General features: G+C 42.6%; 11 protein-coding genes. 5 read left to right on the forward strand and 6 right to left on the reverse strand.

All coding sequences use genetic code 11. The features are described 5' to 3' along the window. Positions 1-7: 7 nt before the first annotated feature. Positions 8-1,222 (reverse strand): amino acid ABC transporter permease, encoded by a 1,215-nt coding sequence (locus Vgang_RS14020; protein ID WP_105901470.1) that lies wholly within the window; start codon positions 1,220-1,222, stop codon positions 8-10. Between the two features lie 81 nt (positions 1,223-1,303). Beyond that, a complete protein-coding gene (locus Vgang_RS14025) occupies positions 1,304-2,326 on the reverse strand; it encodes an amino acid ABC transporter substrate-binding protein (protein WP_105901471.1) in 1,023 nt (340 codons plus the stop codon). 492 nt (positions 2,327-2,818) lie between these two features. Here Vgang_RS14025 and Vgang_RS14030 point away from each other — a divergent pair, with 492 nt between their 5' ends. The 4 genes from Vgang_RS14030 to btuD all read left to right on the forward strand — a co-directional run bounded on the left by Vgang_RS14030 (position 2,819) and on the right by btuD (position 6,835). Beyond that, complete coding sequence (locus Vgang_RS14030; RefSeq protein ID WP_105901472.1) at positions 2,819-3,754, forward strand: siroheme synthase; 936 nt, start codon at positions 2,819-2,821, stop codon at positions 3,752-3,754. Between the two features lie 154 nt (positions 3,755-3,908). Beyond that, positions 3,909-4,955 carry a succinylglutamate desuccinylase gene (locus tag Vgang_RS14035; RefSeq protein ID WP_105901473.1) on the forward strand — a complete coding sequence of 349 codons (1,047 nt, stop codon included), beginning with the start codon at positions 3,909-3,911 and terminating at the stop codon, positions 4,953-4,955. A gap of 148 nt (positions 4,956-5,103) precedes the next feature. After that, a complete protein-coding gene (gene btuC, locus Vgang_RS14040; RefSeq protein WP_105901799.1) occupies positions 5,104-6,102 on the forward strand; it encodes a vitamin B12 ABC transporter permease BtuC in 999 nt (332 codons plus the stop codon). Continuing rightward, positions 6,086-6,835 (forward strand): vitamin B12 ABC transporter ATP-binding protein BtuD, encoded by a 750-nt coding sequence (btuD, locus tag Vgang_RS14045; RefSeq protein ID WP_105901474.1) that lies wholly within the window; start codon positions 6,086-6,088, stop codon positions 6,833-6,835. The genes btuC and btuD overlap by 17 nt, the downstream gene beginning before the upstream one ends. 418 nt (positions 6,836-7,253) lie before the next feature. On the opposite strand, the gene Vgang_RS14050 is transcribed toward btuD, so the two are convergent. Both Vgang_RS14050 and Vgang_RS14055 read right to left on the reverse strand, forming a co-directional pair. Next, entirely contained in the window at positions 7,254-7,829 is a 576-nt protein-coding gene (locus Vgang_RS14050) for a nucleoside triphosphate pyrophosphohydrolase family protein (protein ID WP_105901475.1), read from the reverse strand. A 159-nt stretch (positions 7,830-7,988) separates the two neighbouring features. Then, positions 7,989-9,161 (reverse strand): MFS transporter, encoded by a 1,173-nt coding sequence (locus Vgang_RS14055; RefSeq protein ID WP_105901800.1) that lies wholly within the window; start codon positions 9,159-9,161, stop codon positions 7,989-7,991. Between the two features lie 232 nt (positions 9,162-9,393). Here Vgang_RS14055 and Vgang_RS14060 point away from each other — a divergent pair, with 232 nt between their 5' ends. Next, positions 9,394-10,290, forward strand: a complete 897-nt coding sequence (locus Vgang_RS14060; RefSeq protein ID WP_105901476.1) for a LysR family transcriptional regulator — start codon at positions 9,394-9,396, stop codon at positions 10,288-10,290. Positions 10,291-10,339: 49 nt separating this feature from the next. Here the strand turns inward: Vgang_RS14060 and alr are convergent, their stop codons facing one another. Both alr and Vgang_RS14070 read right to left on the reverse strand, forming a co-directional pair. Then, the gene (alr, locus tag Vgang_RS14065) at positions 10,340-11,416 is read right to left on the reverse strand and encodes an alanine racemase (RefSeq protein WP_105901477.1); all 1,077 of its coding nucleotides are present in this window, start codon (positions 11,414-11,416) and stop codon (positions 10,340-10,342) included. Next, positions 11,409-12,668 carry a D-amino acid dehydrogenase gene (locus tag Vgang_RS14070; RefSeq protein WP_105901478.1) on the reverse strand — a complete coding sequence of 420 codons (1,260 nt, stop codon included), beginning with the start codon at positions 12,666-12,668 and terminating at the stop codon, positions 11,409-11,411. Before Vgang_RS14070 ends, alr begins: the two co-directional genes overlap by 8 nt. Positions 12,669-12,959: the final 291 nt, after the last annotated feature.

A 12,959-nucleotide genomic window follows, 5' to 3' on the forward strand; every position in this document is an offset into this window, starting at 1 on the left:
CCGCCTGTTATCTTTCTACTAACGCAACTTTGCGGTTATAGATGTTCATTAACCATGATGTGAGTAAGCTCAAACCGAGATATACGCCCATGGTCATAAAGATGATTTCGATGGCTTGTCCGGTTTGGTTTAGGGTTGTACCTGCAAACACAGAAACGAGATCGGGATACCCGATAGCCATTGCCAACGAGGAGTTTTTCGTTAAGTTGAGATACTCACTAGTCAGAGGCGGGATAATGATTCGCATCGCTTGTGGAATCACGACCAGTTTCAGTGTTTTGGATTTTGGTAAGCCTAGCGCTAATGCGGCTTCGGTTTGCCCATGGTTAACCGCATTAATCCCTGAGCGGACGATCTCTGCAATAAAGGCTGAAGTAAAAATCCCAAGAGCAATCCAAAGCGCGAACAGCTCCGGTAACACCGTAATACCGCCTTGGAAATTAAATCCTTTTAATTCTGGGTAGTCTGCCGAAATAGGCATTCCAGTCAGGAAATAAGCGACGAGGGGTAGACCGATACATAAGCCTAAAACAATGCGGCCAACGGGTGTCTGTACACCGGTTACTTTTTGTTTGTTTTTAGCCCAAATATATACGCCAACACTTAATATTGCGCCGATAATCAAAGCCGCACCGATCAGCCAACTACCTGCTTCAAATACCGGTTTTGGTATGTATAAACCACGAATATTAAGGAAGATGGCTTCGCCTAAACTTAGGCTTTGTCTTGCTGAAGGGAGGGCTTGTAAAACCGCAAAATACCAAAATAGAATTTGCAGTAAAGGTGGAACGTTACGCACAATCTCAATAAAAACAGCGGCTAAGCGATTCACCATCCAGTTAGATGATAGACGAGCAATGCCGACTGAGAAACCTAAAATCGTGGCAAGAATGATCCCCAAGATGGAGACCAGTACGGTATTCAGTAAGCCAACGAAGAAAGTTCGCCCAAAGGAGTAGCTTTCATCGTATTCGATTAAACTTAAACTAATACCAAAGCCAGCTTGTCTATCAAGAAAACCAAAACCAGTGGAGATACCACGATCGTTTAGGTTGGCAATAGTATTCGTCACTATGACATAAAAGAAATAACCCAAAACGGCCACAGTAATTAACTGAAAAGCAATAGAGCGGAATCTTGGATTATAGAGCAGGTGAGAAACAGAGCTTTTAGCCTCAGAAGTTTCAGGGCTGTTGCTCTTTTCGGATTCAATCGGTTTCATACTTCGTAACCTCAAAATCTTTTTAGAAAAAGGGCAGCCAATATCACTGCCCCTAGTTCAGTTTTTATGAAGTTCGATGTATTAACGAATTGGTGGAGCGTATTGGAAGCCACCAGCATTCCAAAGCTTGTTTACACCACGGTCAACTTTAAGTGGTGAACCTTGTCCGACTGTACGTTCGAACATTTCACCATAGTTACCCACTTGTTTCACAATTTGATAAGCCCAGTCATCTTTTAGACCAAGACCTTCACCTTTAGGGCCATCAAGACCAAGAATACGTTTTACGTTTGGATCGTTAGACTTTTTCATCTCATCAACGTTCTTCTGCGTAATGCCGTATTCTTCTGCGTTGATCATCGCAAACAGTGTCCATTTAGCAATGTTGAACCATTGATCATCACCTTGACGCACAACAGGGCCTAGCGGTTCTTTCGAAATGATTTCAGGTAGAACGACAGCTGAGCTTGGATCTTTTAGGTTCAAGCGAAGTCCGTAAAGTTGAGATTGGTCAGAGGTTAGAACGTCACAGCGACCTGAGTCGAAGCCTTTCGCCGTTTGGTCCATGGTATCGAATACCACTGGCTTGTAAGACATGCCTTTTAGGCGGAAGTAATCCGCTAGGTTAAGCTCAGTTGTGGTACCGGATTGAACACACACAGATGCGCCATCAAGTTCCGTAGCACTTTTCACTCCCAGATCTTTTTTCACCATGAAGCCTTGGCCATCGTAGTAAGTAGTACCAACAAAGTTCAGACCTAGTGAGCCATCACGTTGCAGTGTCCAAGTGGTGTTACGAGAAAGAACATCAACCTCACCTGATTGAAGTGCAGTAAAGCGTTCTTTAGCGTTCAAAGGAACGTATTTGATTTTTGTTTTGTCGCCTAATACTGCAGCAGCAAGTGCTTGACAGTATTCCACATCAAGACCTTCCCATTGGCCTTTAGCATTTGGGTTTGAGAAACCGGCAAGACCAGTACTCACACCACATTTAAGTTCACCGGCTTTTTGTACATCCTCAAGAGTACCTGCGAAAGCTGAGTTAGCCATCATAGCTGCAGAAACAGCAACGGCAGAGGCGAGAAGCTTAATTGATTTTTGCATGTGTATCCTTCCTGTATGCGTCCATTAAATCAGTACAAAACTGACCATAATTTGTCTGTGATTGAATAAAGTAATGTTGTTGTCTTTTATAGTTATACGATTAAAAAATATTGTTATACGGCGTACATATTTATCATGGTGCAAATATGAGGCCACTCTTAAAGAGTAGGAAAAAAAATGAATTACACAACTCACTACATCCATTATGTGCTTGAGTAAGTTCACAAATATTCCTTTAAATCTAGAATGAATAATTGTTATGGCAATGTAAATAGTGCAAAAATGCACCAAAATAGTGCTTGTTATTTTTTGTACTATCGATGAGGTGATCTTCGATATTTATAACTTTATAGATAGCGCTCATTTAGATTGATTTATAAGTGGGTAGTGAAAATTCGGAGTAAAATTGTTTGTGAACTAGATCTTATGTACCCAATTTGCACAAATTTGATAGTATCAATCTTCCGTCACACATCACAAAAAAGGAATGGAATGCGCTATTTCCCAATCTTTCTCGATTTAAACAATAAAGCCGTGCTGGTCGTTGGCGGTGGAGAAGTGGCTTGTCGCAAAGTGGATATGCTTTTAAGAGCTGGGGCGAATGTCACGGTTGTTTCACCAACGATTCATCCACATTTACTTGCTCTGGCGCAAGAAGAAGCTTTGCTGTGGGTTAAGGCCTTTTATCAATCGGATATGCTGCATGATTATGTTCAAGTGTGGGCGACCACGGATAACCCTGAACTAAATCACAAGGTTCACCACGATGCTAAAAAGCAAAATATCATGGTGAATGTCGTCGATGACAAACCCTATTGTGATTTCATAACGCCTTCTATGATTAATCGCGGCCGTATTCAAGTAGCGATTTCCAGTGGCGGCGCTTCACCAGTTTTGATTCGTTATTTAAGAGAAAAATTAGAATCTGTTTTACCGCAAAATCTTTCTACATTGGCGGATTTTGGCGCATCAAAACGAAATAGCATAAAAGCTGCATTACCTTCGGTAGATGAAAGACGAAAATTTTGGGAGCGTTTTTATTCATCGCCAGAGTTATCGACCATCACAGAGCGTGATCAGCTTGAGCGTTTATATGAAGACATTCTTGCAGATAGAGTAGAAGTCACCGCTTCACTAACGTGGATTCAATTTGGTAACGATGTCGAAAACTTATCACTGAAAGGCCTGCGATTAATGCAGGAATCTGAATTAGTCCTATATCCCTCAAACTGTCCTTTTGAGTTTGTGGACTTATGCCGCCGTGATGCCGACAGGATGGAATATAAAGATATTCATCATCTTGCACAGCTGATTGAACAAGCGAAACAAGACAAATTACGTGTGTGCATTTTTATTCCTAAGCAGGAGTGCTCCGCACAATTAAAACTTTTGATGGGAAATGATACTTATATTCCTATCGTCAAATAGGAAGATAGTCATATAGAAAGAAAGTTAATAAGAAAGATAGTTAATTAAGAAAGATAGTTAAATAGCCCATTAACTCACTGATCTTATTTGGTCTAACTCCTCAATGTATAAGAATCTCGTCTAAACTTAGAAGAGACACTTGACGGGGGGAGTTATGACCCATCAGCATTATCAAAGTGAAAACCCGTTATTACAGGAGCTACTGGATAAAGGGTTGATATATACATCACTTCACCACCTCACTTGGCCACAACAAACCTTGACCTTGGATAACGGGCTGATCGTCCGCTTTTATTACCGAGGTATGTTGAGTATCTCACCTCAGAAATATGCCAAAGAAAGTGGAGCGACGGTTATTTCTGTTGGGATTCATGGCGATGAGACCGGGCCGATTGAATTAGTGGATCGGCTAGTCGATCAAGTGCTTCATGGTAAGGTGACATTGTCACATCCTTGCTTGTTCATCTTTGCCCATCCAGATGCGACCGCTAAAAAAGTTAGATTTATTGAGCACAACCTTAACCAGATGTTTGAAATGTCATCTATGCCTGTTCAGGGCTTAGAAAGCATGATCGCTGCAAAAATTAAGGATGTGGTGGAGCTGTTTTACGAACGTGCTGCACCACAAAATCGATGGCATTTGGACTTGCATTGCTCATCACAGCCTTCACAATATCCAGTCTTTGCTATCCGCCCAGCAACACGGCACCTTTCGCATTCGGATGATGAGCAACTCATGGCTTTTGCTCGCCAGGCCGATATTCAAGCGTTTTTACAATGTCAGCAACCTAACTTCACATTTAGTTGGTTCACTGGGGAATATTGTCAAGCCAAGAGCCTGACAATCGAACTCGGGCAATTACGAGCGTTAGGTGAAAATGATCTCAGTGAATTTCACGAATTTTCTAGTGGAGTGGAAAGCCTACTGGCCCGTAGCCTTGTTCCAAACTTTGGTGAGAATAGAAAACAACCGATGGCGATTTATAACGTTGTGGAAGAACTCAGAAAACAGTCTGATGATTTAGTCTTTACCGCAACGCAAGCGCTGATAAATTTTGAGCCGTTGTATTTTAATCAAGAATACGCCATTCAAAATGGATTACCGCTCATTTGTGAATCGGGTCGGCATGCTTTAGTTTTTGCTAACCCCGATGTTGAAATAGGGCAACGTGCAGCGCTCTTAGTTGAACGAATCAGTTGAAAGAATTAGCTAAAAGAATGAGTTATGCTTTTGTTTGGATAACAGAAATACCGCTGTAATACTTTTCAACCGCCACATAACTGGTTATGGTAGCCAAATTCTTTTGCACCTCATGTTATAAGCAACTTCTTTTATGACCATGCCTCAAATGCATTTCAATCAACTTATTCGCTCAAAGCGGCGATTGTGGACATTACCATTTATTGTGTTGTCAGTGCTCTTGGTAGTGATGAGCTTTGCATACCTGTCGGTTGGGGAATTATCCTTATCGCTGTCTCAACCTATGAGTGAGTTACAGCAGCAAATTATTGTTAATTTACGTTTACCTCGGCTGATCGCTGCGATTTTGTTGGGAGCATCACTGGCCGTAGCTGGCGCGACGTTACAAGTCTTACTGGGTAATCCATTGGCCGAGCCGGGTGTGATAGGCATTTCAGGCGGGGCAAGTTTAGCTATGGTGATCGCGCTGTTTTTCTTTCCAGCTGTCATGACGACATACGGCGCAATGTTGGTTGCCATTATTGGCGCATTAGCGTTTACTTTTTTAATTGTGAGTCTGGCAAAGGCAATGCGTTTATCAACCGGGCGATTACTTTTGGTAGGGGTTGCACTTGGGATTTTATCCAGTTCAGTCGTCACCTGGGCTTTTTATTTTAGTGATAACTTTAACCTGCGTATTTTGATGTACTGGTTAATGGGAAGCATCAGTGGAGTAACTTGGCCGCAAGTAGCGCTGGGGTTGATTATGCTGCCTTGCATTGTGTGGCTGTGTTGCCAGGCGCGTTGGTTGGATATGTTGATGGCGGGAGAGTTACACGCCAAACAACTAGGGTTAGATGTACATAAACTTCGTTGGCAACTGATTGTATTTGTGTCGATTTTGGTTGGCTGTTCAGTCGCATTAGGTGGGGTAATCAGCTTCATTGGTTTGGTCGTTCCGCATTTAATTCGTCTGGCCTTTGGCAGTGAAAATCGCTATTTGTTGCCATTGTCTGCCATTAGTGGGGCCTGTTTATTGGTGCTTGCTGATTTATTAGCGCGCATTTCTTTATCTAGTGCTGAATTACCGCTTGGCGTCATGACCACCACACTAGGCGCTCCCGTTTTTATATGGATGTTATTAAGAAATCATGATCAGCGTAAATAATCTGGCCATTGAACCGCGCCTGCTGCCATTAAGTATTAACGTCGCAGCAGGAGAAAAGCTCCATGTCATAGGCCCAAATGGCAGCGGTAAGAGTACGTTATTAGCCGCGATAGCCGGCATGCTGACTTATAACGGTGAGGTGACGATTAACGAACGCTCGGTTCATCAGTGTAATTTGAGTGAACTCGCCACTATTCGCGCTTATTTACCGCAATCGGGTGTTCCTGCCTTTAATATGTCGGTATTTCATTATTTAAGTTTGTCGATACCTCAATCAGCAGAGGCGTCATTGGTTGAGAAGGCGATTCAAACCATTACTCATGAACTGGCCATTGAATCTAAACTCACGAAATCGATTCATCATCTATCTGGCGGTGAGTGGCAGCGTGTGCGTATTGCGGCAGTCTGCATTCAAGCATGGCCGTCTATCAATCCTCATGCCCGTATGATGTTACTGGATGAACCCGCCGCACCGCTCGATGTAGGGCAACAAAGCTCGCTGTATAAAATGATGGATTTAATGTCTCAACAGGGATTGTGTGTTGTTGTGGCAAATCACGACCTTAATCGAACCTTACATCACGCGGATAACGTACTGGTGTTAAAAAGTGGCATAGTAAAAGCGTATGGTAAAGCCGAAGAGGTATTAACGGATAGCCTCGTGAGTCAAGTATTTGATAGTGATGTCAGTAGAATTGAGCATCAAGGAAGGCCATTTTTGATTTTTAACTAAGCCCAGTTGAAGTTAGCTAGTGGCTCATCTTCTTGAGCAGCATTTATGATGGTTGTCGTGATCGCTTTTAGAGCAATTCCCACCAAAAGTGTGCAAACAAAATTAATACTAAAGTAGTACGCAGTGCGAACCTTGGCTTGTTGCATTGTTGTTAATTTTTAGTTTATTAAAATCAATGCTTTATGTTTTTATTTATTATTATTTAAAAGTTGGCACGCGATTAGCATAAGTTAGAGTGATACATTCTCGTCCTACCTTGTGTTAATTGAGAAAGTTACCCGTTTATGGATATCTTTACACGTAACACACATGCCTGCCTCATCTGAGACAGGCTTTTTTTTATCTTGATTTTTGTGTACAGCTTGCTTGTTAAGAATGTTATACCTGACAAGCCGAAATTATGTGTCTTTAATTGCCGCTATCGAGTTAACGAAGCGAGATCGGCAGGGCGGTAGTAAACTGATTTTAGAACCTTACCTTTACGTACTGTTTTGCCTTGCATGTCGACATCTTTTGCGCACTTAGCAATAATGTATTCTCCTTTTTGAATACCTTCTAATTCCACACCTTGCTTGGCGTAAAAATCTTGAGTGTCGATAAACTCTTGTTCAGTACGACAAACCTTACTCATGTTGCTTGAATGAACTTCGTCCCAGCATGGTAAGAAATCAATGCCGCGATTTTTAGCGACATGAAGCAAAAGCTCAATGATATAACTCATACCAATGTTACTCGTGATTTGGCTATCACCACGGTGCACCAAACGACCCATTAATACATAAACCGTATCCACAATGGCATCGGCTTGCTCTGTTTTGCAATCTGCTTCCGCTAATTCAGTCAGTTCTTCAATGGCAAGCGAAGTGTGAAGGGTATCGGCTTTATCATCTAGAGAAGACAGGTCGTTGACTGGGAGATCAAAGGTGGTACGAAACTCAGTAATATCACGATAAAGGTGTTGGTAAAGTTGCTCCGTAAGAAGAGTCAGTTGCATGGCGCTATCCTGTTAAACCTGAAAAGCGCCATCATAACAAAATATACCGTCAGTGCCGATATCGTTACACACTGCTATTTGTCATGTCAGTCATTGGTAAATTCAATAATTGGTAAGTTCGGTAGTTTATAAGCTCAGTAATTGAAAAAACATCAGGCCTTAGGCAGCTTGTTCTATTCGATTTAACAGGTATACCAATCCTAGAATGGCGAAATACAGCACAATGCCTCCGAGAGCAACCATACTCCAGCCGCCATGCTGCCAACAGTAAATAAGATAAAAGCCTCCTAAGCTACCTCCAGCATAGTAATGCACGAGATACAAAGCGGTGGCACTGGCTTTTGCTTGTTCGGCTTTAGAGCTGACCCAGGCATAAGCTAATGAATGAGTAAAAAATGCGCCGCCACTAATGAAGATGAGAGAAACAAACATAGCGTATAGGTTTGGGATGAGGGCAATCAACATGCCAATTAAGCTGACAATCGTACCTAATGTCATACCGCTGGTGGCACTAAAGCGTAAGCTCCATTGGCCACTCAATTTCGACGTGAGTGTACCGGTTAAGTAACATAAAAATATTAAAGAAACCAAGCTGACAGGCAGTGAAAATGGCGCGGCCACTAAACGGAACCCCATTACCGTGTAAAGGTTAACGAATAACGCAAAATTTAATCCACCAATTAACATGGCAAACCAGAGTTTGGTGTTTTTTGTATGCAGCAGCGCATTTTTAATATGCTGATTTAACGATGTATCTGAGGCTTGAAAGTGCTTTTGCGCTGGCACCCATAAATGCACAAGTACCGCAACGCAAAGGCTAAATAATGCCATGCCTGCAACAGCCGTTTCCCAGCCCAACCATTCACCCACAATACCGCCATAAATTCGGCCGGTGATTCCACCGAGTGAATTGGCTCCGATATAAGAACCAACCGCCAGTAAAAAGACTTTAGGACTGAACTCCTCAGCCATATAAGCAACGGCCACGGAAATATAGCCAGATAAGGTAATGCCCATTAAAGCGCGTGCGGCGATCAATAGCGTTAATTGATCAGAAAAGAGAATACATAGGCCAGCAAATGGGGAAGCATACAGGCTAAACAACATGATTTTGCGGCGGCCAATTTTTTCAGAGTAAATCGCCCACGGCACAAGTGAGAAAGCTAAGGTTAAAGTTGCCGAAGCTAAAACCCAATTTACATGGGTAGCAGACACTTGATAATGCTCAGCAATCAAAGGCAGTAATGGCTGGAATAGGTAAAGGTTGCAGAAAGAAATGAACGAACCAATGAATAAACCAAACGTGACTTTCTTTAATGAATCCGATTGCATCACATCAGCATGTGAGTCGCCTTGATTTTGTTTAGCTGAATGGGGAGCATCTTGTGCTAAGGAAAGGGATTCTTGATTCAAGGTTTTACTGCTCATAGCCGCGACTCATGTGAACTGGATAACGGAATAGTAACAATCGGCGTGCTATATATAAAATATATTATTTATATAACATCCATCTATTTTTGATCTAAACACTTATCAGATTTTAAGCTATTTCGAGTTGAATTTTATGAATACCAAATCACTGCAATACTTTGTTTCGGTGGTTGATCTAGGCAGCTTTAGTCGAGCTTCAGAACAACTGCATATTGCGCAATCGGCTTTGAGCATTTCGATAAAAAAGCTCGAATCAGCGCTTGGATTAGTATTATTACATCGTCATGAAAAAGGCGTGCAATTGACGGATGAAGGGGCTCGGCTATACAAGCATGCCAAGCAGATTTTGCGTCAGCTTGATGATGCTACGCTCGAAATGCAGGAGTTAAGGGGGTTATCGAAAGGAGAAGTACGTCTCGGCGTGCCGAGTATGATGGGCTCGTATTTTTTCCCCGATATTTTGATGGCATTTAAACAGCAATATCCAGATCTGAAACTGACGATTGTGGATGCGGGTACACAGTCAATTCGAAAAATGCTACTAGACGGAGACTTGGATCTTGGTGTGATCTTAAATGAAAATGTACCGGATTCACTCGACATTGAACCTTTAATTGAAGATGACATGCTGGTGGTTGTGAGCCCAGAACATGAGTTTGCTCAGCGAACTTCATTGTCACTAACGGAATTTTTCTCACAAGAACTCATCATGTTTAAAAAAGGTTATTTTCATCGCGAAATGGTCGATCGTTTGTGTGCTCAGCATGGCTTTGAGCCCAATATTTCGATTGAAACCAATTTGATCCCTATGATTTTAAAAGTGGTACAAAAAGACTTCGCTATCGGAGCACTGTTAAGATTGGTGACAGAGCAGGAAAAAGGTGTTGTCGGCATTCCGTTTGAAACGCCGATTCGATTAAAAATTGGCATGGCGTGGCGTAAATCAGGCTATTTATCAGTGGCAGATAAAGCCTTTATGGAATTTACCAAGCAGGCTTTACCCGCACTCACCGGCAGAGCTAAAAGCTAAATAACTTGCTCTACGCTAGTGAGTGACGTCTAGCTATCCGCAGTTGGGGTTAACGATATTCTTTATAGACGCGGCGTGTGATGCCCGTAAATAAGGTATAAGGAATGGTATCACTGCACTCAGCCACTTCTTGAGCAAGAACCTGTTTTCCCCATAATTCGACTTCTGAACCAATGTGTGCATCAGGAAGCGGTGTGAGGTCAACCGTCAGCATATCCATTGAGACTCTACCCACTAATTGAGTTCGCACGCCATCAACCATAACCGGTGTGCCATCTTTAGCATGACGTGGATAGCCATCAGCATAACCGATCGCCACCGTACCAATTCGCATCGGTTTTGTGGCTCTAAACCGTTCGCCATAACCGACAGATTCACCCGCTTCAATATCACGCACAGCAATGATTTTAGAGGTGAGAGTCATAACCGGTCGCAATTGTTTCGATAGACGGTTGGCCTCGTCTAAAGGGTCAGCACCATAGAGCATGATACCGGGGCGAATATACGCCTGATGGGCTTGTGAGTGAGCGAGTGTCGCTGCGCTATTAGCAAAACTGGCACCTGCCGGAAGGTTGTCCAAAACCGCATGGCAAGCTTGAAGTTGCTTGTGCGTCATGCCTTTATGTAATTCGTCGGCACAGGCAAAATGCGTCATGTGAACCATTTGAGTGACTTGGGGCAAGACAGATAACTCATGAAAAGCCTTCGCGTAATCTTGAGGGTTAAAACCAAGTCGGTGCATCCCACTATCCAGTTTTAGCCAAATGTGGAGTTGGCTTAACTCTGGTTGTGCTTTGATCGCCTCAATCTGCTGCTGGCAATGCACGGCAGTCCATAACTGATATTGTTGTATCAGCGCTAATTCACTGGGCTCAAAAAAACCTTCAAGCAGTAAAATAGGGCGCTTTATACCGGCTTCACGTAATTCAATCGCTTCTTCTAGGCAAGCCACGCCAAATGCATCCGCTTCATTTTCTAATGCTTTAGATAAGGTGACGGCGCCATGACCATACGCATCGGCCTTCACAATGGCAACGGCTTGAGCGTTAGGGGCCGTTGATTTAGCTAATGCGTAGTTGTGTTTGAATGCGGCAAGATCGATGCTTGCTTTTGTTGGTCTAGCCATAATAGCGCTCAATGGAAAGCCCTTCAGGGTTAATGTCAGGCTTTTTGTTATTGATAATATCGGCAACAAATTTGGCCGAGCCAAGAGACATTGTCCAACCAAGTGTTCCGTGGCCTGTGTTCAAATAAAGGTTAGAATATTTTGTGCCACCTAGGATTGGCGTGCTGTCAGGAGTCATTGGTCGTAACCCACACCAGAATTCTGCCTTGGCAACATCTGCTGCACCTGGGAACATATCTTGTACCACAAAATCAATACTGGCTCTGCGTTTTACAGGGCGCTCTAAATTATAAGAAGCAATTTCAGCCGTGCCACCAACACGGATCCGATCGTCAAAGCGAGTCACCGCCACTTTATAGGTTTCATCCATAATTGTAGATTGAGGCGCGCGGCTTTCATCTTCAATTGGCAGCGTTAATGAATAGCCTTTGATTGGGTAAATCGGCAAGTCAATGCCCAGCGGTTTCATTAAATGGGGTGAGTAACTACCAAGTGCACAAACAAAGGTGTCGGCTTTCACCACGCCTTTATCCGTTTTGACGCTGACAATCTTACCGTTCGATTGCACTAAATGCTCTGCCTTGGTGCTTAACATGAATTCAACCCCGATGGCCTCACATTGTTTAGCCAGTTCAGTGGTAAATTTATAGCAATCGCCGGTTTCGTCACCGGGTAAACGTAAACCACCGACAAACTTATCTTTAACGTGTGTTAAAGCTGGCTCAAATTCAACACAGCCTTTCATATCAAGCGCCTGGTGCTCAATGCCAAGTTGCTTCAGCACTTCAATATCTTTCTGTAGAGCGTCAATTTGCTTTTGTTTTCGGAACAATTGCAGCGTGCCTTTTTGGCGACCATCATAATGTATATCAAGCTCTTTTCTCAGATCGACAAAGCAATCACGGCTATATTCAGCAATTCGCAACATACGCGCTTTATTGATTTGATAGCTTTTAGTATTGCAGTTGGCCAACATTTTGCTCATCCACGACAGCGTGTAAGCATCGACTTCTTTCATGTTGATCATAAAAGGGGACAGATCTTGCATCATCCAGCCAATCGCTTTGATCGGCACACCCGGAGCAGCCCAAGGTGAGCTATACCCCGGTGATATCATACCCGCATTACCATGGCTGGTTTCTTCCGCGACATGGGATTGACGATCAATCACAGTGACTTCATGTCCTGATTTCGCTAAGTACCAGGCCGTTGTGACCCCTAAAACACCACCACCTAAAATTGCAATCTTCATGATCTTCCTTAATTTGTCGCCTAAACAATGGATATAACTGATTCTATTTCAATATTAGGAGAATTGAACTTTGAAGTTTTTTTATTTGTAGATATAAATGCTAATAAATTATTAAAAAATGGTGATTAAAATGATTAAATTTTAACGTGCTACAAAGTGAGAACCTCATCAAATAAAAATGCAATTTAAGTGCTTATTACAAGACTCTAAATGATAATGAATATCAAATGTGGTGCAATTTATCACGAAATAGTGTAAAATATCCTTCTTATATAGTTACTTAGAGTATTT

It is taken from the genome of Vibrio gangliei (assembly GCF_026001925.1).
Classification (GTDB): domain Bacteria; phylum Pseudomonadota; class Gammaproteobacteria; order Enterobacterales; family Vibrionaceae; genus Vibrio; species Vibrio gangliei.